Annotated in this window: 21 protein-coding genes; 18 read left to right on the top strand and 3 right to left on the bottom strand. The window is 58.2% G+C overall.

Annotated elements, in window-relative coordinates; translation table 11 throughout:
- Positions 1 to 142: 142 nt before the first annotated feature.
- Both IG168_RS19820 and IG168_RS19815 read right to left on the bottom strand, forming a co-directional pair.
- Entirely contained in the window at positions 143 to 841 is a 699-nt protein-coding gene (locus IG168_RS19820) for an OmpA family protein (RefSeq protein WP_193166347.1), read from the bottom strand.
- A 181-nt stretch (positions 842 to 1022) separates the two neighbouring features.
- Positions 1023 to 1163 carry a hypothetical protein gene (locus tag IG168_RS19815; protein WP_193166346.1) on the bottom strand — a complete coding sequence of 47 codons (141 nt, stop codon included), beginning with the start codon at positions 1161 to 1163 and terminating at the stop codon, positions 1023 to 1025.
- 163 nt (positions 1164 to 1326) lie between these two features.
- Here IG168_RS19815 and murJ point away from each other — a divergent pair, with 163 nt between their 5' ends.
- From murJ to IG168_RS19735, 16 genes are all read left to right on the top strand, one after another.
- A complete protein-coding gene (murJ, locus tag IG168_RS19810) occupies positions 1327 to 2925 on the top strand; it encodes a murein biosynthesis integral membrane protein MurJ (RefSeq protein WP_193166345.1) in 1599 nt (532 codons plus the stop codon).
- A gap of 103 nt (positions 2926 to 3028) precedes the next feature.
- A complete protein-coding gene (gene ribF / locus IG168_RS19805; protein WP_193166344.1) occupies positions 3029 to 4012 on the top strand; it encodes a bifunctional riboflavin kinase/FAD synthetase in 984 nt (327 codons plus the stop codon).
- A 54-nt stretch (positions 4013 to 4066) separates the two neighbouring features.
- Complete coding sequence (ileS, locus tag IG168_RS19800; protein WP_193166343.1) at positions 4067 to 6871, top strand: isoleucine--tRNA ligase; 2805 nt, start codon at positions 4067 to 4069, stop codon at positions 6869 to 6871.
- Positions 6864 to 7415, top strand: a complete 552-nt coding sequence (gene lspA / locus IG168_RS19795; protein WP_193166342.1) for a signal peptidase II — start codon at positions 6864 to 6866, stop codon at positions 7413 to 7415. Before ileS ends, lspA begins: the two co-directional genes overlap by 8 nt.
- On the top strand, positions 7416 to 7856 hold the full coding sequence (locus tag IG168_RS19790; protein ID WP_193166341.1) for an FKBP-type peptidyl-prolyl cis-trans isomerase: 441 nt from the start codon (positions 7416 to 7418) through the stop codon (positions 7854 to 7856).
- Positions 7856 to 8791: a 4-hydroxy-3-methylbut-2-enyl diphosphate reductase gene (gene ispH / locus IG168_RS19785; RefSeq protein ID WP_193166340.1), complete on the top strand. Its 936-nt coding sequence runs from the start codon at positions 7856 to 7858 to the stop codon at positions 8789 to 8791. Before IG168_RS19790 ends, ispH begins: the two co-directional genes overlap by 1 nt.
- 374 nt (positions 8792 to 9165) lie before the next feature.
- Positions 9166 to 9642, top strand: a complete 477-nt coding sequence (gene pilV, locus IG168_RS19780; RefSeq protein ID WP_193166339.1) for a type IV pilus modification protein PilV — start codon at positions 9166 to 9168, stop codon at positions 9640 to 9642.
- A gap of 2 nt (positions 9643 to 9644) precedes the next feature.
- Positions 9645 to 10682, top strand: a complete 1038-nt coding sequence (locus tag IG168_RS19775; RefSeq protein WP_226877182.1) for a PilW family protein — start codon at positions 9645 to 9647, stop codon at positions 10680 to 10682.
- Positions 10682 to 11230 (top strand): pilus assembly PilX family protein, encoded by a 549-nt coding sequence (locus IG168_RS19770; protein WP_193166337.1) that lies wholly within the window; start codon positions 10682 to 10684, stop codon positions 11228 to 11230. The genes IG168_RS19775 and IG168_RS19770 overlap by 1 nt, the downstream gene beginning before the upstream one ends.
- Before the next feature lie 12 nt (positions 11231 to 11242).
- Complete coding sequence (locus IG168_RS19765; RefSeq protein ID WP_193166336.1) at positions 11243 to 14323, top strand: pilus assembly protein; 3081 nt, start codon at positions 11243 to 11245, stop codon at positions 14321 to 14323.
- A 623-nt stretch (positions 14324 to 14946) separates the two neighbouring features.
- Entirely contained in the window at positions 14947 to 15441 is a 495-nt protein-coding gene (locus IG168_RS19760) for a GspH/FimT family pseudopilin (RefSeq protein ID WP_193166335.1), read from the top strand.
- 15 nt (positions 15442 to 15456) lie between these two features.
- Positions 15457 to 15930 carry a type IV pilus modification protein PilV gene (gene pilV, locus IG168_RS19755; RefSeq protein WP_193166334.1) on the top strand — a complete coding sequence of 158 codons (474 nt, stop codon included), beginning with the start codon at positions 15457 to 15459 and terminating at the stop codon, positions 15928 to 15930.
- A gap of 3 nt (positions 15931 to 15933) precedes the next feature.
- Positions 15934 to 16899 (top strand): PilW family protein, encoded by a 966-nt coding sequence (locus IG168_RS19750; RefSeq protein ID WP_193166412.1) that lies wholly within the window; start codon positions 15934 to 15936, stop codon positions 16897 to 16899.
- Positions 16899 to 17438: a pilus assembly PilX family protein gene (locus IG168_RS19745; protein WP_193166333.1), complete on the top strand. Its 540-nt coding sequence runs from the start codon at positions 16899 to 16901 to the stop codon at positions 17436 to 17438. The genes IG168_RS19750 and IG168_RS19745 overlap by 1 nt, the downstream gene beginning before the upstream one ends.
- Positions 17439 to 17447: 9 nt before the next feature.
- Positions 17448 to 20459: a PilC/PilY family type IV pilus protein gene (locus tag IG168_RS19740; RefSeq protein WP_193166332.1), complete on the top strand. Its 3012-nt coding sequence runs from the start codon at positions 17448 to 17450 to the stop codon at positions 20457 to 20459.
- A 62-nt stretch (positions 20460 to 20521) separates the two neighbouring features.
- Entirely contained in the window at positions 20522 to 20968 is a 447-nt protein-coding gene (locus IG168_RS19735; RefSeq protein WP_319024766.1) for a type IV pilin protein, read from the top strand.
- A 59-nt stretch (positions 20969 to 21027) separates the two neighbouring features.
- Here the strand turns inward: IG168_RS19735 and IG168_RS19730 are convergent, their stop codons facing one another.
- Complete coding sequence (locus IG168_RS19730; RefSeq protein WP_226877180.1) at positions 21028 to 21582, bottom strand: GspH/FimT family pseudopilin; 555 nt, start codon at positions 21580 to 21582, stop codon at positions 21028 to 21030.
- A 292-nt stretch (positions 21583 to 21874) separates the two neighbouring features.
- Between IG168_RS19730 and IG168_RS19725 the strand changes: the two genes are divergently transcribed.
- Positions 21875 to 22396 carry a GspH/FimT family pseudopilin gene (locus tag IG168_RS19725; RefSeq protein WP_193166410.1) on the top strand — a complete coding sequence of 174 codons (522 nt, stop codon included), beginning with the start codon at positions 21875 to 21877 and terminating at the stop codon, positions 22394 to 22396.
- Between the two features lie 2 nt (positions 22397 to 22398).
- Positions 22399 to 22866, top strand: coding sequence for a type IV pilus modification protein PilV (gene pilV / locus IG168_RS19720; RefSeq protein ID WP_193166330.1), 468 nt, complete (start codon positions 22399 to 22401; stop codon positions 22864 to 22866).
- The last annotated feature ends 10 nt before the right edge of the window (positions 22867 to 22876 follow it).

Below are 22876 nucleotides of genomic sequence, written 5' to 3'. Positions count from 1 at the left end.
TACGATGTTGCTGGCGCAGAATCATGCCGCAAAACGCTGGTCAACGCCAAAAAAAGGCGGGCATTTGAGGTGCCCGCAAAGGTATGGAGAGCGTTACAGGGGAGAGTGCCGGGCGCCGGATTTCCCGACGCCCGCGGGATAGTTAAAAGGTGCCGGCCATGGATTCCGGCAGGTTGAAGTGGATGTCCACCCGGCGCTCCAGCGCATAGGCGTCGGCGTCGCCGCGGGGGGCTTTGGATTGGCTGGCGCCCAGGGCGCGGCGGCTGATGCGAGTCGAGTCGACACCGTACTCTTCCAGGGCCCGCTGGACGCTGAGGGCGCGCTGATCGGACAGCACATTGTTGTAGCCGTCGCTGCCGCGGGGATCGGCGCGCCCTTCGAGGCGCACATTCAGGTGCGGGTGGCGGCCGAGGAAATCGGCGAGGGCGGACAACTGTTGCATCTGGCCCGGCTGCAGCTGGTCGTCACCAGTGGTGAACAGCAGCTGGAACTGCAGGGCGTCGACCGCGAGTTGGTTGGCGTCATTGGCGGAAAGGTGGGCCGCGTCCAGTTGTTGGGCCAGGTTGCCGAGTTCGGTGCGGCTCTCAGCCAATTGTGATGCCAGCATATCTGCCTCTTCTGCGTGTTTAATCTGCTCGCCCAGCCAGGCTCCACCGAGGGCGCCGGCGATGAAACCTACCGGCCCACCTACTGCGGCACCCGCGATGGCGGAGCCGGTAAAAACGGTGGCCTGCTTGGCCGGAGTCAGTTTCGATCCTTGAAACTCTGGTTTAGTTTCAGTTGCCTGGACGCCAGTGGTAATCAGGGAACCCAGAGCTACAGCGGTCAGTACTTTTTTCATTGGTCCATCTCCTTGCGGTTTTGCTTCGCGGATTGCGTGTCTCGTTGGGGCCACCTCTGTGTTCCGGCCCGGTCGAGAGTTATTTAAAATCCGCAAGGAGGCACTAGCATGGCGCCAGTGTGGCCAATTTCAGTGAAATTGTGGCGAAATATGGCAGGTGCGCCCGGCGCCTGAACTCAGTTCAGCGGTGACGCTGGCGGTAGCGCCGGTCGCGGGGAGCGTCGATGCGTACCCTGATCCGCTGGGGACGAGGCCCGAGCACTACCGCGACATACAGCAAAAGAGCCAGCGCCATAGCGATAAACAGTGCGTTGATGGTCATCCGTCATCTCCTTAGGCCACCAATCCCTTAAGGCCCGCCACAATCTCATTCTGAGTATAGTTTCGTCCGCCGGGCTCGGCAGGCATCCGCAGGGATAAAAAGGCGGGGTCTAATTGCGTTAGACTTGCCGGCCACTGATCTTTACGAACACGAGAATTCCGCCTTGTCGCAATCGTCTGCAAACTCCGAGGAAAAACCGGCTACCGGCCTGCTGCGCGGCAGCTCAGTGGTAGGCGGCGCCACAATGCTATCGCGCGTCGCGGGACTGGTGCGGGATATGGTGTTCGCCCCGCTGACCGGCGCTACCGGTGCTGCCGATGCCTTTTTCGTGGCGTTCAAGATTCCCAATTTCTTTCGCCGGCTGTTTGCCGAGGGCGCCTTTTCCCAGGCGTTCGTGCCGGTGCTGGCGGAGTATCGCCAGAAGGGCGGCGTGGCCGCCGCGCGCGAGCTGAATGACCGGGTAGCCGGTGCCCTGGGGGGCACGCTCCTGTTGGTAACCCTGGTCGGTGTGGTCTGCGCTCCACTGATTGCTGGCGTCTTTGCCTTTGGCTGGTGGTGGGATGGTGCCGAGCGGGAGAAGTTTTCCCTGGCTACGGAAATGCTGCGGATCACCTTCCCCTACCTGATGCTGATCTCGCTGACCGGATTTGCCGGGGCGATCCTGAACAGTTTCGACCGGTTTGCGGTGCCGGCGCTGACACCGGTGTTGTTGAATCTGGTGTTGATTGCCGCAGCCACCGTGGCGGCCCGCTGGTTTGAGCCGCAGGTCATGGCGCTGGCGTGGGGCGTGCTGGCTGCCGGTGTGCTGCAGTTGTTGTTCCAGTTGCCGTTCCTGGTGCGCTATGGACTGCTGCCGCGTCCGCGCTGGGACTGGCACTATCCCGGAGTGCGCAAGATCCTGCGGTTGATGGGGCCGGCCATCTTCGGGGTGTCGGTCACCCAGATCAGCCTGATGCTGGATACGGTACTGGCGTCCTTCCTGCCCACCGGCAGTATTACCTGGCTGTACTTCTCCGATCGCCTGACGGAGTTGCCGCTGGGGGTGTTCGGCGTTGCCGTCGCCACAGTGATACTGCCGAACCTTTCGCGCCAGTTCGCCGGCAAGGATCCGCGCCGCTTCCGCCACACCCTGGACTGGGCGCTGCGCAGCGTGACTTTGATCGCTTTGCCGGCCACCGTGGCCCTGTTTGTGCTGGCGGAACCCTTGCTCACTACCCTGTTCCAGCGCGGCAAGATGACACCGTTCGATATGCAGATGGCCGCCTGGTCACTGCGCGCATACTCCCTCGGGCTGCTGGCGTTCATGCTGATCAAAGTGCTGGCGCCGGGATATTTTGCCCGCCAGGATACCTATACACCGGTGCGTTTCGGCCTGATTGCCATCTCTGCGAAGATGGTACTGAGTCTGCTGTTCGTGATTCCCCTCAATTACTACTTCCGACTCGGTCATATGGGGCTGGCACTGGCCACGGCCTGCCAGGCCGGGATCAATGCCTGGTTGCTGTACAAAGGGCTGCGCCGAGACGATGTCTATGTCCCGGAAGCCGGCTGGGGCGCCTATCTGCTGCGCCTGGTGCTGGCCAACCTGGCAATGGTGGCGGTGCTGCTGACAGCCCTGTATTACTGGCCGGAGTGGAGCGGCTGGCCCTGGTGGGAGCGGGCCTGGCGGATGGGGGCGCTGGTTGCTGCAGGTGGGGCTACTTACCTGTTGGCTCTGCTGGCCTCGGGACTGCGGCCGCGACATTTCCGCGCAACCAGTTGAGTGGAGCGTTTTTGCGACGTATCCGCTGGATTCCCGCCACTGACCGATACCCCCGAATCCGCTATACTGCGGCGCTCGATTTTGTGAGTATGGGAATGCCGCAGTGACCCAACAGTGGGAACCGAAGCGCGAACTGATCCGCGGGTTACACAACCTGCAGCCCCGCCATCGCGGCTGCGTTGCCACCATCGGCTCGTTCGACGGTGTGCACCTGGGGCATCAGGCCATTATTGCGCAGCTGCGGCAGCGGGCCTCGGAGCTTGGTGTGCCAGCGGTGGCGATCATCTTTGAACCCCAGCCACATGAGTACTTCTCCGGTGAAAAGGCACCGGCGCGACTGATGCGTTTCAAGGAGAAGGTACTGGCACTGTTTGCGGCGGGTGCCGACCGGGTGCTGTGTCTGCAGTTCAACGAGAAACTGCGCAGCCTCAGTGCTGAAGACTTTGTCCGGCGCGTCCTGGTTGACGGCCTGGGAATCCAACACCTGGTGGTGGGCGACGACTTCCGCTTCGGCTGCGACCGCAGCGGCGACTACCAGTTGCTGCGCAGGGTCGGTACCGAGGCCGGTTTTACGGTCGAGGATACGGCGACGGTGGAAATCCGCGGCGCGCGGGTCAGCAGTACGCGAATCCGCGCAGCGCTGGAAGACGGCGATTTCGAACTGGCGGAAACCCTGCTCGGCAAGCCCTACCGCATAACCGGGCGCGTGGCGCCGGGGCGGGCACTGGGGCGCCAGCTGGGCGCGCCGACCGCCAATGTGCGCCTGCACCGCTATCGTTCACCGCTGGTGGGCGTATACACGGTGCGCACTCGCGCGACTGACGGCAGTGATATGGCGCCGGGCCGCAAAGTGATCGACGGTGTGGCCAACGTAGGATTCCGCCCGACGGTGGAAGGCGAGGGCGCGCAGCCACTGCTGGAAGTGAACCTGTTCGATTTCGACGGCAATCTGTATGGCCGTGAACTGGCGGTGGAGTTCTGCCACAAGCTGCGCGATGAAGAGAAGTTCGCGTCCCTGGACATCCTCAAGGCCAAAATCGCCCAGGATATTCGCGATGCCAGAGCCTGGTTCGCCAAGCACGCTTAGGCAGCGCTGAAGACAACCAATTATTTTCAAGTCTCGAGCTGAAGTAGACACCCAATGACCGATTACAAAGCAACGTTGAACCTGCCCCACACCGAGTTTCCCATGCGCGGCAACCTGCCGCAGCGGGAACCGGACATCCTGAAAAAATGGCAGCAGGGCAAACTCTACGAAAAGATCCGCGCTGCCCGCGCCGGGCGCGAGCAGTTTATCCTGCACGACGGCCCGCCCTACGCCAACGGCGATATCCATATCGGTCACTCGGTCAACAAGATCCTGAAGGACATCATCGTCAAGTCGAAAACCCTGAGCGGCTTCGATGCCCCCTATGTGCCCGGCTGGGACTGCCATGGCTTGCCGATCGAGCACAAGGTCGAGCAAAAGGTCGGCCGGGCCGGTGTCAAGGTGGACCACAAGACTTTCCGCCAGAAGTGTCGCGACTACGCTGCCAAACAGGTCGAGGGACAGAAAAAAGACTTTATCCGCCTGGGGGTGTTCGGTGAGTGGGACAACCCCTACCGCACCATGGATTTCCAGTTCGAGGGCGACATCATCCGCGCCCTCGGCCGCGTCGTAAAAAACGGCCACCTGGCCCGCGGTTTCAAGCCGGTCTACTGGAGTGTGGTAGGCGGCTCGGCGCTGGCCGAGGCGGAAGTGGAGTACCAGGACAAGACCTCTTACTCCATCGATGTCTGCTATCCGGTGACCGAGGATACCGCGCTGGCGATCGCCGATGCCGCCGGCGGCCACGCCGGTGACGGCCCGCTGTCTGTCGTAATCTGGACCACCACACCCTGGACGCTGCCGTCTTCCCAGGCGGTTTCCGTCAACGCCGAGCTGGAATATGTGGTCGTGCAGACCGGCGACCGACGCATCCTGGTCGCCGAAGAGCTGAAAGACGCGGTGCTCGAGCGCGCGGGGCTCGAGGGCGAGGTTGTGGGCCATATCCGCGGTGCCGCGCTGGAGCACATGAAGATCCACCACCCGTTCTACGACAAGGAATTGCCGATCATCCTCGGCGATCACGTCACCACCGATGCCGGTACCGGCTGCGTGCACACCGCGCCGGACCACGGCCCGGACGACTTCCTGGTGGGCAAGAAATACGGCATCGAGACGCTGAACTACGTCGACGACAACGGCGTTTACCGCGACAGCGTGCCGGTCTTTGCCGGTGACCACGTGTACAAGGTGGACGACAAGATCGTCGCGCTGCTGGAAGAAAAAGGCGTATTGCTGCACCAGGGCAAGCTGGTACACAGTTACCCGCACTGCTGGCGCACCAAGACACCGCTGATCTACCGCGCCACGCCGCAGTGGTTTATCAGCATGCAGCAGAACGACCTGCTGGATCACGCGCAGAAAGCTGCCGACGCCGTGCAGTGGATCCCCGGCTGGGGCAAGGCGCGCATCGATGCGATGCTGGACGCCAGTCCTGACTGGTGTATCTCCCGCCAGCGCACCTGGGGCGTGCCCATCGCGCTGTTCGTGCACAAGGAGACTCACGAGATTCATCCGGACACGCCGGCGCTGATGGAGAAGGTCGCCGCGAAAGTCGATGCCGAGGGCATGGATGTCTGGTTCGACCTGGATCCGGCGGAGCTGCTCGGTGACGAGGCTGACCAGTACCAGAAAGTGACCGATACCCTGGATGTCTGGTTCGATTCCGGCGTAACCCACTACGCGGTACTCGAGCGCCGCGACGGCCTGCGTTTCCCGGCTGATCTTTACCTGGAGGGCTCCGACCAGCATCGCGGCTGGTTCCAGTCCTCCCTGAAGACGTCCATCGCCATCAACGACTGCGCGCCCTACAAGCAGGTGCTGACCCACGGTTTCACCGTCGATGCAGAAGGGCGCAAGATGTCCAAATCCATCGGCAACACCGTGGCGCCGCAGGACGTGATCAACAAACTGGGCGCCGATGTGCTGCGCCTGTGGGTGGCCGCCACCGATTTCAGTGGCGAGATGGCGGTTTCCGATGAAATCCTGAAGCGCACCGCGGATTCCTACCGCCGCCTGCGCAATACCGCGCGTTTCTTCCTGTCCAACCTGGCGGGCTTCGATCCGGAAAAGGATCTGCTGCCGGAAGGTGAACTGCTGGCGCTGGACCGCTGGGCACTGGACAAGGCTGCGCGCCTGCAGGACGAAATCATCGCCGCCTACGACAGCTACCAGTTCCACCAGATCTACCAGAAGCTGCACAACTTCTGTGTGGTGGAAATGGGCGGCTTCTACCTGGATATCATCAAGGATCGCCAGTACACGACCAAGGAAGACAGCGTTGCGCGCCGCTCGGCGCAGACGGCGCTCTACCATATCGTGCAGGCGTTCACCCGCTGGGTGGCACCGATCCTGAGTTTTACCGCCGACGAACTCTGGCAGTTCATCCCCGGTAACAAGGGCGAAAGCATCTTTGTCGAGGAGTGGTACCCGCTGCCGAAACTGCCGGCGGATGCAGACAAGGGCGCCGACTACTGGGTGGCCATCGCGCAGGTCAAAACGGCGGTCAACAAGGTGCTCGAAGAGCAGCGTGCAGCCGGCAATATCGGCGGATCGCTGCAGGCGGCGGTCACCCTGTACGCCGACGAGGACTTGCGGGAAAAACTGCTGGAGCTCGCCGACGAGCTGCGCTTCGTGCTGATCTGCTCATCCACCTCGGTACAGCGGCTCAGCGACGCCGCCGGCGCCGAGGCCACCGAGCTGGCGGGCCTGAGAGTCTCAGTCAGCAAAGTGGATCACCCGAAATGCGCGCGCTGCTGGCATTACCGCGCCGATGTCGGTGCGGATCCGGCGCACCCGGATATCTGTTCCCGCTGCGTGGACAACGTAACCGGCAAGGGCGAGGAACGCCACTATGCCTAAGCAGGGCGGCTTCAGACTGTTCGCACACCCCTGGCGCTGGTACTGGCTGGCGCTGCTGACCATCGGTGTAGATATCGCCACCAAGGTGTGGGCGGTGGAACAATTCCGCTTCGGTCCGCCGCTGCAGATCATTCCGGGACTCCTGCAGTTTACCTACGCGGAAAACACCGGCGCGGCGTTCAGTTTTCTCGCCGATGCCGGCGGCTGGCAGCGCTGGTTTTTCGGCCTGATTGCACTGGGATTCAGCGCATTGGTCTGCGTGTGGCTGTGGCGCCTGTCGCCGCGCAAACGCTGGGAACCATTTGCACTGGCGCTGATTCTCGGCGGTGCCCTGGGCAACCTGTGGGACCGGGTGCTGCTCGGCTACGTGCGGGATTTCATTTCCGTCTACTACGGCAGCTGGAGTTTTCCAGTATTCAATGTGGCGGATATGGCGATCAGTATCGGCGCCGCCATGCTGGTCATTGAATTGCTTTTTTTTGCGGAAAAAAGCGGTAAAGACGGCGATAAAGACAACGACGCGAAGAAGGGTGCAGAAGTTTAAATGGCGAATAACGTAATCGGCGAACACAGTCACGTGACCCTGCATTTCAGTCTGAAGCTGGACGACGGCACCGAAGTGGATTCCACCTTCAAAGGGGATCCGGCTTCTTTTACCGTCGGCGACGGCAGCCTACTGCCCGGTTTCGAGAAGGCGCTATTCGGCCTGGAAGCCGGCGACGAGGCGGAAATCGAGATTCCGCCGGAAGTCGGCTTCGGCCAGCGCAATCCGGCAAATATCCAGAAGGTGCGCCGCGATCACTTTTCCCCGGAAATCGAGCTGGAGCCGGGGCTGGTGATATCGTTTGATAACGGCAGCGGTGAGCTGCCGGGCGTGGTCCGCGAAGTTGGGGAAGAGGAAGTCACCGTCGACTTCAATCACCCGCTGGCCGGGCAGACGCTGAATTTTCACGTAAAGATCATTGAAGTGGCATCGGTGAACTAATGACTGCAATCCGCCTCGCCAATCCGCGCGGTTTCTGCGCCGGCGTCGATCGCGCGATCGACATCGTCAACCGCGCCCTCGATGTATTCGGTGCGCCCATTTATGTGCGCCACGAAGTGGTCCACAACAAGTTTGTCGTGGATTCCCTGCGCGAGCGCGGCGCCGTGTTTGTCGACGAGCTTTCCGAAGTGCCGGACGACGTCATCGTGATTTTCAGCGCCCATGGGGTTTCCAAGGCCGTGCAGCAGGAAGCCGCCAGCCGCGGGCTCAAGGTCTTTGATGCCACCTGCCCACTGGTCACCAAGGTGCATATGGAAGTGAGCAAGTTCAGTACCGACAGCTCCGAGTGCATCCTGATCGGCCACGCCGGCCACCCAGAGGTGGAGGGCACTATGGGTCAGTACGACACCAGTGGCGGCGGCGCCATTTACCTGGTGGAAGATGAAAATGATGTGGCCAAGCTACAGGTCAACGATGAAAACGACTTGGCCTTCGTGACACAGACCACGCTGTCCATGGATGATACCGCCAGGGTGATCGATGCCCTGCGTGCGCGCTTTCCCAATATCCGCGGGCCGCGCAAGGACGACATCTGCTACGCGACGCAGAACCGCCAGGATGCGGTCAAGCAATTGGCGTTAGAGAGCGACTTGGTGCTGGTGGTCGGCAGCCCCAACAGTTCCAACTCCAATCGCCTGCGTGAACTCGCCGAGCGTTGCGGTGCGACCGCAAAACTGATCGATGGCGCCACCGATATCGACCCCGCGTGGATTGCCGGCAAGCAGTCTATTGGCATCACCGCCGGTGCCTCCGCTCCGGAAGTGCTGGTGCGCGAGGTGATTCAGCGCCTGCAGGAACTGGGTGCCGAATTGCCGCAGGAAATGGACGGGCGGGAGGAAAATATCCGCTTTTCACTTCCCAAAGAATTACGCTGACAGCGGTGGTGCCACTGGGTGCCACCCGCTTCCTTGCAATACCCGCGCTTTAATTTTCCCTTTTATATTTCCGCTGAAGGCAACTTGCCGCCGGTCGCGCATGGCTGACCGCCTGTCACTTGGAAAATAGATCGACGCCAGTAACACATCAACTCCTCTCCCATCTTCTAATCTCTCTGCAAGTTGTAATAACGAAAACCGACAGGGCTCCGTCGGCGCGGAAAACGCTCGCAGTTTCCTTATTGCAACGCACGAAGCATGTCGCCGGGAAAAGTATCCATCGGCTCTGGGTTCAAGCCCCAAAGTAACCGAAAACTCCAAGTGCACCGGTGAACGTGCAGCCCGTTTAACGATTTTCGCGAAGGGACCTGACGATGAAATCCCATGCGGGTGCAACCCTGATCGAAGTGCTGGTAACGGTGTTGATACTGGCAGTCGGTCTGCTGGGACTTGCGGCCACTCAGACGATGAGTCTGAAAAATGGCAACAATTCACACCAGCGTTATTTCGCCGCATTGGCTGCCGAGGAGATGGCCGACCGCTTGCGCGCCAATCCGGAGGGAGTGGCGCTCGGTGCCTACGATGGTGCCGAGGTCAACGGCGAAGAGAGTGTGATTAATTGCCGTACACCAAGTCCCCGCTGTACCGCACGCCAGCTCGCATTGATGGACCTCTACGAGTGGGGCCAGGCAATTAGCACCAATTTGCCCGCAGGCGCTGGAAGAATAAGTCGCGACGGCTCTCAGTTCACGCTTACCGTCGATTGGTCAGAGCAGCCCACCGGTACCAATCGTGGCAGCAACCTGGTGCAGGCCGACGAATTTTCCTTTGCGCTGGAGGTGGAACTGTGAAGATGGCTTCGGTGTGGCAACAGCGCGGTCTGTCCCTGATTGAATTGATGATCGGGATACTGCTGAGTGCTGTCTTGTTACTGGGTGTGCTGCAAATCTTTGATAGCAACCGCAATACCATGCACATGCAGAACGCATTGGCCCGGGTACAGGAGAGCGGTCGATTTGCGATGGATTATTTGATTCGCGAAATTCGCATGGCGGACTACTGGGGATGTAAACCGACCAAATCGAGTATCCGCAATCATCTGGACACCAGTGACCCCGATTACGCCGGCTATAACCTCGATAGTTTTCTGGTTACCAACGCGATCAGGGGGCAGGACAATGCCAAAGGACAAACAGTCGGGGGCCTGCAAGTAATCGAAGGGTCCGACATGCTCGTGCTGGGCGGCTCCGCGGACGCCTGTCAGGGCACCGGTCGCATGGTGCCGAGTGTCAGCGCCGCCGCGCTGCAGGTTTCCCCCGAATGCTCCGTTGAGCCGGGGCAGATAGTGCTGATCGCCAGCTGTGACAGCGGTGAATTGATGACCATCACCAATGTGCAGGGTGGCGGCTCCGGAAATTCCGGCAAGAAAACCATCGTGCATGAAACCGGCAAAGATGCTGATCACTGGGTAAAAAATGCCAGCAAGACACTTCAACGCAAATATGGTGCAGAAGCCCGTCTCCTCACTCCCTACCTCAAGACTTTTTTTATCGCCAAAAACGAAGATGGTGGTTCATCCCTGTTTGTGAGTGAAAGCGGTGCGGGCACATATGAACTGGTTCCCGGCATCGAGGGCATGCAGATCTTGTATGGCTGGGATGCCAACGGGGATGATGCAGTGGATACCTGGGGCGAGGCCCAGGCGGATGCGGCAATCATGCAGAAAGTCATCTCTATCAAGGTGCAGTTGCTTGTGGCCAGTGATGAACGGGCAACGACAGGGACACGTGATTTTACCGACCTGGATGGCAAAAAAAGCACCTACTCCGATGGCAAGTTAAGAAAAACCTATCTGGGGTCCGCCAAGATACGCAACCGGGGAAAAATGTGATGAAAAAAGCTTTCGCACAGAAGGGCGCAGTGCTGATCGTTAGCATGATCATCCTGTTGGTTTTGTCTCTGATCAGCGTATCTGCAGCGCGAACAATTCTGCTACAGGAGAAAATGACGTTTGCGTCCCGAGACGCGAAGGTGGCTCTGGAGGTGGCGGAGGCGCTGGTGCGGCAGGGCGAGAGCGAAATCGAGAAAATGGAGACTACCGGCAATTTCTCTCCAGAAGCCAACGTGAGTTGGCTACACGAGGAGGGCGCCGGACTGGACAACCTGGCGGATGCAGCCGGCTGGTCCGATACCAACTCGAAACTGATCAAAGTTGAAATGGGGAGCGGCGACAAAAAGCAAAGCATGTACGGCCGCGTGTTTATCGAGATGGCCGGAACCGCGGAACAGGTAGATCCCTCTGGGAATATCACGATCGAGGGGTACGGGCAAACCACCGGAGGAGGCGAAGTGCAGGTATTTCGCGTGGTCGCGCTGGGCTACGGCATTTCCGGCTCCACGACGCGTATGGTGATCAGTCACTACGGCAAGCGCTTTTAAGTGGAGCTGAATATGAAAGGAATCATTCCCCGCGGCCGGTTCCAACAGGCCACTCTTTCGGCCTCGCTTGGTTTTTCCGTAACTCTGTCGATTTGTGCCGCTGCCGATCCGCTGACACTCAGCGATGCGCCGCTGCAGTCGCTCGGCAAAACCGAGCCCAACCTGATGCTGGTGCTGGATTCTTCCGAAGCCATGGCCACCAATACACTGTCAGATGGCCAGACCCAACTGCAGGCGGCCAAGCAGGCGGCAGTCAATGTGGTCAACAGCGTGAACAATGTGCGGGTCGGCGTGGCACGCCTGAATCGCACTAATATAACGAATGTGGGGGGAGATGGTGGTGCCAGTGACGATGACGGGGCCCTGGTCCTGAAAAACCTGACCAGTCTTTCCGAATCGGGCGCGCGCCAGGATATTATTTCGATCATCAATGCCATCGACGGTAGCGGATTCGCGCCACTTTCTGAGGCGCTGGCCTCGATGGGGCGCTACTTCACTATTGGTTTCGATCCATCGGGACAGCTTGTTGCGCACCCGGACGGCATTGCATCGAGCGGTACCAGTGCAGAGATTTTCGGACCGGAACCGAGTTATGCGGCCGGCCTCAGCTCGCCGACCGGCAACAATCTACCCGTGCAGGAATACTGCCAGAAAAGTACCTTGGTAATGTTGACCGAGGGAGTGCCGACCAAAGATAGAGACCTTTCCGCCAATACTTTTCTTGAAGACTATGACGGTGACTGCACGGACGTGGAAACGCCCTGCTTAACCTTCGACCGTAAACCGAATGAAATCTACTCGTCGGATGGCGGATCCGACTATCTGGACGATGTTGCAGGTGCTCTTTATGACATCGACCTGCGCCCGGACCTGACCGATCCGGACGATCCCGATCAGAAGAACAACGTGATCAGTTACTTCATCGGTTTCGGGGATAACCAGTTGCTTGCGGACGCGGGGATAAACGGTTTCGGCGGTTTCACAATCGTATCCGACACAGCTGCGATGGAAAATGCCCTCAGCGAGACGATCAACTCCATCTCCAGTTTCGTCGGTACCCAGTCATCAGTTTCCTTCAATACCACGACACTGGAATCGGGATCCGTTATCTATTCGGCGAAGTTTGATACCGATGACTTTAGCGGTCGCCTTTTTGCGCGCTATCTGGATCCCAATACCGGCCGGATTGATGGCACCCAATGGGAGGCTTCAGAATTGCTGGCCGGGCGGACCTCCGTCGGTCGCCAGATTCTGACCTACGTGGATGGCCAGGGAGTGCCGTTTACGCGAAGCAGTCCCATGGCCAACCTGGGCACACCACAGCGGTTGGATCTACAGGTGGATGCCAGCGACGGCTCCACCGATGACCCGGATGGACTCTGGGATAACCGGCTTGAATATATCCGCGGCGACACCTCCAGCGACAGGCTGGACGGCTTCCGCACCCGGGGGCGGTTTACTGCTGGAATCAGCGTGGGCAGGGTGAAATTGCTGGGCGATATTGTGCACTCCAGCCCCGTCTATGTCGGCGCGCCGGATCTCAGCTGGCCGTCGACCTTTGGTACGCCGGACGCTACTTACGATCAGTTCACGCTGGACTTCCAGAATCGCGCACCTGTCGTTTATATCGGCGCCAATGACGGCATGCTGCACGGCTTCCTGGCCGATTCGGGCGATGAGCTGTTTGCCTATGTGCCGAAACTGGTCGCGAGCACCGACAGGGCGAATGGCCTGCACTATTTCACCTCCTCCGTTTATACACACAAATACTATGTGGATCTCACACCCGCGGTATCCGATGTTTTTGTGGACCCCCAGGGTGGTGGCAGCCCTGAATGGATCACGCTGTTAGTAGGCGGGTTGCGGGGTGGTGGCAAAGGCTATTTCGCCCTGGATGTCACCGACCCGGCATCCCTGACCGAAGCGAATGCCGACAATGTCGTGCTCTGGGAGTTTGATGGCGGGGACGATACCGATCGCGCAAACCTGGGATTCAGTTACTCCGAAGCGAAAATCGCCAAGCTGAATAATGGGGAGTGGGCGGTTATTTTCGGCAACGGATACAACAGCGACAACGGCGTGGCCGGTCTGTTTATCGTCTATATCGAAGCCGGTGCCGACGGCACCTGGCAATCCGACGACTGGCTGTTTATATCCACTGACGCCGGCACCGTGGACGATCGCAAGAACGGCCTATCCACGCCGCGGCTGGTGGACCTTGATGGGGACAGTATCGTGGACCGTGCCTATGCCGGTGATCTGATGGGTAACATGTGGGCCTTTGACCTCTCCGGTAATAGAGACAGCCAATGGGACGTAGTGGGTGGCCACCCGCTATTCAAGGCCCCGGGAGAAACCATCATGGCGGCACCGTTGATTGCCGAAAATACCGCGGTCACCGATGGTGCCTCGCCCAATGTGCTGGTGCTGTTCGGCACAGGGCAGTACCTGAACAAGGGTGACCTCGTCGACCAGAATGCGGGTGCCTTCTATGCAGTATGGGACAACGGCGACACGGTTTCCGGGGCTTCGCTCACCGAAGGCGATCTGGCCGAGCGCCTCGTCGAGACAGTCGGCAGCGGGCGGAAATCCGACCCCGATGATCCCGAGATGGACTGGGCGCAACAGCACGGCTGGTATATCCGCCTGGACAGGGGAACCGGCAATTTTGCCGGTGAGCGGGTAGTGACCTCGCCGGCCTTGAGGGGGAATACGCTATTTTTCAATACAATCATTCCCAATCCCGACAGCTGTTCATCCAGTGGCACCGGCTATCTGATGAGCCTGGATTTCACGTCCGGCCTGTCGGGTACTGAAGCGGTGGCAGATTTTAATAATGATGGCGAGATCGATGAGGGGGATGTGGGCTTTATCGGCAAGCTATTCGAGCCCTGCATCGGCGCGCATTGCAAGGAGGGAGACGGCGACGATGGTGTCGTCAGCGGCGATCCGGGGATGCCGGGACAGCCGGGCTTTGTCGGCGATGTCCGCTGTACGCCCGGCAGTAATGGCGGTGTCGTCTGCGATGATATCCGGGTGAGTGTCGCTAACCGCAGTGGTCGTATTGCCTGGGAGCAGGTGCAGCCGCGATGACTGTGAAAGTGAAAATAAGGGACACAAAATCGAGGCATTTTCACGAACTATTGAATTGCGAATGAACACCCCAATTGATGCCGATCAATCCACAGGTGGGACCTCGCTCTGGTTTTGTCTTTAATTGGCAGAATTACCTCTAATTTTGGTCTCTAAAAGATGGTATTACCTAGCACGATGTTTTCCCCAATACGATTTCGTTCGTTTTCAAAACGATAGTGCCGATAGAACCGTTGAATTCACTCTCGATTGGATTCTTCTCCAGTAATTTCGTGAGCGTACCAATTACGGAAGTGATGCTGAGTCTTTAGAAATTTGGCACGGGGATGCCGCAGAATAATCAAGAGTGGAACGAGGGTTTTAACTTCTTCTTGCCATAAACCCCTTATGATTTGAGCCAATCGGTCCACATAAAATTATCAAATTTATTTGTCTAATTATTCCTTTTGCGCCCTTTTTTAAGGAAATGTTCCTGCCATTTGTCAATCTCTCGATGCCGCCCGTCGCCGGTTGATGAATTTTGTGACTGTTGCACTGTCGTCAGTATTGCCTCCCGTTATATAAATGCACATTCAAGCCAATGCTATGGACAGCATTGTCGCCCGTCGAGCGCGATATTATTTATGGACAAATATACCAAGTCAGCAGGATTCACGTTGGTGGAGTTGATGATCACGATTGCGATTCTGGCAATTGTGACCGCTTTGGCCGCCCCTTCTTTCAGTGAATCCATCCGTCGCAATAAGCGAATCTCCTGTACCAATCAACTTGTCGGCACTCTGCAACTGGCTCGGAGCGAAGCCGTCCGCCGTGGGCAGACGATCACGGTGACCGCACCTAATGGCATTGCACAGGGCATTACCGTCTACCGAGATGACAACGCTGACGGCGACGCCGACAGTGATGAAATCATTCAGCTCAGCGGTCGTTGTAACGGACCGGATGTGGTCGTCAGTAGCGGTGATATCGAATTCAGTTATACGGCCGACGGTCAGACCACGATGGCCAGCAGTCTTGCCATCGACATCTGTGATACGGAAACATCAGGGGAAAGCGGCCGCAAAGTCAGCGTACTAGTCAGTGGGGTTCTGCGCAGCAGTCCGTTTACCTGTAGCTAAGGAGAGCGAAAGATCATGAACCATCAACGAGGGGCCACGCTGATCGAAGTGCTGATCACTGTCTTGGTTATGTCCGTAGGCCTGCTGGGGCTTGGCGCCACGCAGATGATGAGCCTGAAAAACAGCAACAACGCCAATCTGACTTATTTTGCTTCCCTGGCGGCTTACGATATTGCCGAACGCATGCGGATTAATCCGCTGGGAGTTGAAAACGACGCCTACGATGCCACCAATGTGGACAACAGTCAGACGGCGCAGACCTGCCTGAGCGGAATCTGCAGCACGCTGCAATTGGCGGCCATGGATCTCTACGAGTGGGGGCAGATGCTTTCCACCAATCTACCCGAAGGCAAAGGCTCTATCGCCGTTGACGACGATGGCGAAGCCACGATTACCGTGACCTGGTCGGAGCAGCACACTGGCGAAGATTACGGGCAGTCCACCGGTGGTGCGGTGGATCGAACCTTTGAACTGGTGGTGGAGCTCTGATCGATGCAATTTCTGGAAAAGCAACGCGGTCTTTCGTTGATAGAATTGATGATCGGTATCCTGCTGTCGGCCGTGCTATTGCTGGGTGTGTTACAGATCTTCGACGCCAATCGTCGCACTCACAGCCTTCAGGAATCGCTGTCGCGCATTCAGGAGAGCGGTCGCATGGCTACCGATATGTTGTCGAAGGAGTTGCGTGGAGCAGCATTTGACGGCTGCGTGGTGGACCCGACTCTGCTCGTGAACAATGCCGACACGATATTCGATGGCGACTTTGTCAGTGGCACTGATAACGTGACCGGCACCGTGACACTCGGTGGCAAAACCGTGGAGCCGGGTACCGACGTCCTGCGTGTGCGTGGTGCGCTGGATGCCTGTGGTGGCGAAGGACGTATTGCGGCCAATATCAGTGGCACCCAGGTTGAGATCGAAGGCAGCTGCAATGGCATCAAGGCCGGGGACTATGTGATGGTAGCGAGCTGCCGCGCCGGTGATATCACAACCGTCGCCAGCCTGGTGGGTTCCCCCACGATCCTGACCGTCGACGATACCTTTTCCAGTCTTTACGATGCCGATGCCGCGATCTACCGCCCCTATGTTCGCGATTATTTTATCAGCCGCGATACCACTACGAACCTCCCCGGACTGTTTGTCCGGGAAAATGAAGCGAGCAGTGCCCAGGAATTGATCCCCGGTGTGGAAGACCTGCAAGTGATATACGGGCGCGATGCCGGTGGCGGTGACGATATTGTCGATATCTGGGGGGCACCGCCAGCCAATGCCGTGGAGAGCGGGCAGGTTGCGGCGATCCGTATCCAGCTACTGGTGGCCGCGGACGAGCGCAGCGGTGCCAAACAGCTGAAGTACACGCGGTTGGGAACAACCGTCCAGATCTCGGCACCGGACGACGGGCGCTTGCGCAAGACATACAGCGCACTGACCAAACTGCGCAACCGGGGGAGCCGCTGATGAATAATTTTTCTCTGGGGCGCCAGCGCGGTGCCGTGCTGGTGATCTGCATGATCATTTTGCTGATGCTGACGCTGATCGGTGTGTCCGGTGCGCGCAGTGTCATTCTGCAGGAAAAAATGACCTCTGCATCGCGGGATGCACAGCTGGCATTGCAGGTGGCAGAGTCTACCGTGCGCGCAGCGGAAAAAGATGTCAACGGGCTTGTCGATACCAGCGCATTTTCTGCGTCCGGTACCGATGGCTTGTATACCGAGGGCGACGCACCTGCAGATCTTTTTGCGGCGGCGACCTGGAATGCCGGAGTCAGCCGCGATGTCACCATCACCATGGACGGTAAAACGTTCACCGGTCACTACTTTATCGAAATGGCGGGAGAAATCGATCCGGAGGCAGTTGCCGGGAAAACAGAAGTGGCGGGGACTAATAACGTGGTTGCAAGCAGTGGCAATATAAAGGTTTTTCGCATTGTCGCCATGGGGGAGGGACTCGCGAAAACCGAGCGCGTTATCGTGACCCATCACGGAAAGTTGCTATAAGGAAGTGCAATGGAAATTCTAACTGGCTCGCGGATACGCGGGCTTTCACTTGTCGTCGGCTCTTTTGCGCTCAGCTCTTCGATACTTGTCAGTGCCGAGACAGCACCGGGCGCAGTGGCCGATGTGCCGCTGGTCACGCAGGGCGGTGCTAAGCCGAATCTGATGATCATGCTGGACTCATCGGGCTCCATGGGTAACAAACTGGATAGCGGGGAAAAGCGAACCGATGTGGTAAAACGTGCGGCAAAAGGCCTGGTTGACAGCCTTGGCGATGGAAGCATGCGTGTGGGATTGTCGAGGTTTAATGGCAGTGAAGGCGCGCGCATCTTGTACAACCTCACATTGCTGGATTCGACAGAAAAAAAGAATATCAAAGACGGTATCGACGATATCCCCGCCAGCGGTGTGACGCCACTGGCCGAGGCAGCATCGGATATCGGGCGCTACTTTACCTACGGCTATAAGGCCTCCGGCAATCTCGCCCTGCATCCCGAAAACTCTTTCAAACAGACAGAAGATTTCAAGTCGGTCAGTGATATATTCGAAGACCAGCCGGATTTCAAAAGCGGCTTAACCGCACCTTCGCAATCCGTTCAATATTATTGTCAGAAAAATTTCTTCATGCTGCTGACGGACGGTGAGCCAAATGGAGACTTCGATGTCAGCGACGCGTTGCGGGATTATGATGGAGACTGTACGGCAACGAGTGACGATTCCGACTGTCGCACGCACTATAGTGGCAAGGGATCCGACTATCTGGACGATGTCACCACGGCGATGTATGACATGGATCTGCGCCCCGACCTTGATGGCCCCGATGCCAGCAATCCGGTAAAAAACAATGTGTCGTCATACATGGTCGGTTTTGCTGAGGGCTCGCTGGCCAACAACCCGCTGCTAAAGAGTGCCGCCGAACAAGCCGGGGGCAAGTTTCTTTACGCTTCCGATAGCGATGCGCTGGAGACAGCGTTCCAGTCGATTCTTACAGATATCTTCTCGAAGGTCGGTGCTTCTTCAGCGGCCTCATTCAACGCCACATCACTGAGCAGTAACTCGGTGATCTATCTGGCCAGTTACAATAGCGAGAAATGGTCCGGTAGTCTGGTAGCGCGAGAATTCGATCCGGTCACCGGAAAATTCAATAGTACGGATAAGTGGAGTGCCCAGACACTCCTGGACAGTCGCTCGGTGTCGACACGGTTGATTTTGACCTCGGAGGACGGCGTCGGCAAAGAGTTTGAGGCTGGACTGATCGGCAGTGATCCTACCGATCCGTCGACACCGCAACAGGCAGACCTTGATATCAATTCAGCCTCGGCCAGCAACGATGGACGCGGAGACGAGCGACTGGATTATATCCGCGGTGTGCGTACCAATGAGGGCACGGACAGCAGTGAGTTCCGCCTGCGCGATACTGCGCTCGGCGATATCGTGAATTCGACGCCGACTTTTGTCGGCGAGCCGAACTTCAATTATCCGGATACGGATCCGTTCGGCGATGTCAATGATCGCTATTCTGATTTTGTCGCCGCCGCGGCGAACCGCGATCCGATTGTCTACGTGGGGGCGAACGATGGCATGCTGCATGGATTTGATGCAGATACCGGTGAAGAGAAGATTGCCTACATTCCGGAGTTGGTACTCAGTACCGAGGCAACGGAAGGACTGCACTATCTCACCAGCCAGAACTATGGCCACAGGTTCTACGTCAACCTGACCCCGACGGTCGCCGATGCGTTTTTTGATGATGACTGGCACACGGTGCTGATTGGTGGTCTCGGAGCCGGCGGCAAAGGTTATTTTGTTCTCGATGTGACGGACCCGGATGATTTTTCCTCCGGCAACGCCTCCCGAATCGTGATGGACGAGATAGGCGCGGATGATGACGATATGGGCCTGTCTTTCAGTCGGCCGAAGGTTGCCCTGCTCAACAATGGACGTTGGGCTGCGATTTTTGGTAATGGCTACAACAGTGACAGTGGCAAAGCAGTCCTATATATCTATTACTTCGATAACGGCGATATCAAAAAGATTGATACAGGTTGGACGGACTCGAGTGGAAATAATGAGAAGAACGGCTTGTCCACGCCCTCGCTGGCCGATACGAACGGCGATGGCGTCGTGGATCGGGTCTATGCCGGTGATGTGCAAGGCAATATGTGGGCCTTTGACCTGTGCAGCCTGACCAATGGGGTCTGCTCAACGGCGGATACCAGCTGGAGCAGGGATTACGGCGGCCCGCTCTTTACCACGGGTACCAATACGGAGCCGGAGCCCATCACCACGGCGCCCCGTATTGCCAAGAACACTCAGGTCCCCAACGGCCCCTATCCGAACCTGCTGGTCCTGTTCGGATCCGGTCAGTACCTGAACTCAGATGACCTGCAGGATACTGATGCCATGGCTTACTATGGCGTCTGGGATAAAGGGGACGACGACCTGGATTCTAGCGACCTGGTGTCGCGGAGCTTCTCCGTACAGAGTGGGCAGCGTACGATGAGCCTCGCAGCTGATCCTGTGGACTGGAGTGGTGGTGAAAATGGCTGGAAAATACCTCTGCAGGGGGGCAGCAACGGTTTTGACGAGGTGACCGGTGGGGAGCGGGTCATCACCGAGTCTCTGCTACTGGGCAGTGTCCTGTTTTTTAATACCGCCATACCCAGCACTGCGGTATGCTCTTCGGGTGGAACTGGTTACCTGATGAGCGTCGATTTCCGTAGCGGATTGGCCCCTGAAGTGGCTGTCTATGACGGTAACAACGATGGTGTGATCGACGACGCAGATAAGGGCTATGTTGGTGAATTGGCCAGCAGTCTTGGAGATGATGGAGAACACGGTGGGGGCGGTATCCCCACTGATCCGGCAATAATTCGCAAATCTGACGGTAGCGGTGCCAGTCGTAGTGGCGGTTCCGGTCAGTTTTGTATTAATGTCAGTGGCGAGCCGGATTGTGGCCCACGCGAATGGTACGTGGGCAACCGCGAAGGGCGCCTGTCCTGGCAGGAAGTCAGTCCTTTCTGAGGGCAGATTTTCACGCTGGCTGTCGCCACATGACCGTTGAAGAATAAATTGGAGAACTGATAGTGAACTTTATATCGGCCCGAACCCAGCGCGGCTTTACCCTGATCGAACTGATGATCGTGGTGGCGATTGTTGCGATTCTGGCGGCGGTGGCCTGGCCCTCCTACCAGAACCAGGTGCGCTCTTCCAACCGCGCCGATGCCCAGGGCGCCCTGATGGGGCTGGCCCAGGCGATGGAGCGGCATTTCACCGAGACCGGCAGTTACAAGGGCGCGGCCAGTGGCGGTGGCGACACGGGTGCACCAGCGATCTTCCCTACCGAAGCACCACTCGATGGCAGCCGCAAGTCCTATGACCTAAAAATTACCAGCGCCGATGGAACCTCCTATCTGCTTACAGCTACCCCCAAGAGCACGGGCGTGCAGAGTGGCGACGGTGACCTGACCCTGAGCTCCACTGGCGAACGCTTGTGGGATGAAAAGGGTAGTGGCACTACCAAACCTTGGTAATCCCTCCCTGTTCTAGCCTCTGACGCCGGCACCCCGCCGGCGTTTTTGTATCCACAGTGTCAGCAGCTAAGGTCGTCGCCGGTGCCGTCCTCGGCAATGCCGTCTCCGTCACCGTCGCGACCGAAATAGGGGCGGCCGCTGTAAAAGAAGACCAGAATCCAGCCGGATTCTGCGTTGTGGTCCGGTGGGCAGTAACTGATATGTCCGGAGGCGTTCAGGCGCCCATCCGGCTTGTAGCGCAGTTCATCGGCGATACCGCCATAGAATGTGAGCTCGCTCCCCGCCGGTATGCGCGACAGGTGTTGCAGGATTTCTTCGTCAGCGTCCCGCGCGCCGTCCCGATCACTGTCCAGAAACATCATGCCGCCCCTATTCCAGCTTTCGACACAGTCGCGGTCGTTGACGCTTCCACAGACAACCACGTACGCCTGGCGGGCTACGGCCATGGTGCGGGCGTAATTCAGACTGCCGAACAGCTGGCGGGCGGCCTCTTGATTGCGATGGCGTTCGATGAAATCACTCATCGAGGGCAGAGCCGTCGCGGCGATGATTCCCAGCAGGACTAACGTCACCATCAGCTCAACCAGGGTAAACCCGGAATCCGTTCTACACATTTTCACGCTGCAATTCCTTTGCTGAGCGAATCCCGTTCAGCATACAAGGATCTGCCTAAAAACCAATCACAGCGCATTACAGCAGTCGCCAGCGCTACCGATCAGTTGCTGATCGCGCTGAAATTGAAAATGTGAACTCCGTTCAGTTTGTCGCGCCGTTTGTCGAGTGGGTTGCGCCGCTCGTCGTCGGGCGTGCAGGTGACATATTTTTTTTTGTGCATCGCACGTAAATTAGTAACCCGGTACCACTGTCATGGTTGCATGGCAAACAAATTGCCCAAAAGGTAAGCAAATGCGCAAGGCCCGCCAACTGGCTCCCGGCTTTACCCTGATCGAACTCATGATTGTCATTACGATCCTGGCAATCGTCATCGCGGTCGGTGTGCCCTCATTTTCACAGATGATCCGCAAAAATCGTTTGGCCGCTGCGACCAACGACCTGGCCGGTGCACTGCAATATGCACGCGCGGAGGCGGTTCGCCGCGGTCGTAGTGTGCAGGTGGCGGCCAAGTCCGGCGATCTCGCCAATGGCTTGCGGGTCTGGTTCGATGACAACGGTAATGGCAGCTATGACGATGGTGAAACCCTGCGTGAATTGGCTGCGCCAGCGACCTCCATCGACCTCAGCGCGGAGAAGGATGGCAGTGCGGCCACCAACCTCAGCTTTTCCTATACGGCGCAGGGTGCGGTCAGCGGTGGTGGCAACGAGCTGAAAATCAATATCTGCGATGGCGTCGATGACGGCCGGCAGCTAAAGCTGCTCGCCTCCGGTGTCTTGCGTCTGAAATCCGATGTGACCTGTAGCGGAGCTTGAAAGTGAAATCACAGCGCGGGGCGACCCTGGTCGAAGTGTTGATTACAGTCCTGATCATGGCAGTGGGGCTGTTGGGACTTTCTGCCACACAGGTGATGAGCCTGAAAAACAGTAACAACTCCAATCACCGTTATCTGGCCGCCCTCGCGTCCCACGAGATGGCTGAACGTTTGCGGGGCAACCCGAGGGCGCTGGAGCTGGGCAGCTACGACGGCGAAACCGTCGATGGCACTGAGACCAGCCAGGACTGCAGTGTAGCCTGTACGCCGGCGCAGCTGGCCAAGTTGGATCTCTATGACTGGGGTCAGGTGATCAGCACTAACCTGCCCGGTGGCACCGGCTCGATCAGTCGCGCCGGGCAAGTGGTAACCCTGACCGTGAACTGGAAAGAACAACATACCGGGGAAAATCAGAGTACGGCTGCAGGAGGCGCGGAAGACGCCTCGTTTGAACTGGTGGTGGACCTGTAATGATGAATCA

The organism is Microbulbifer hainanensis, assembly GCF_014904735.1.
Taxonomy (GTDB): Bacteria; Pseudomonadota; Gammaproteobacteria; order Pseudomonadales; family Cellvibrionaceae; genus Microbulbifer; species Microbulbifer hainanensis.
Note: the sequence above shows the minus strand (reverse complement) of the source record. Positions and strands in the feature narration are given on the sequence as shown.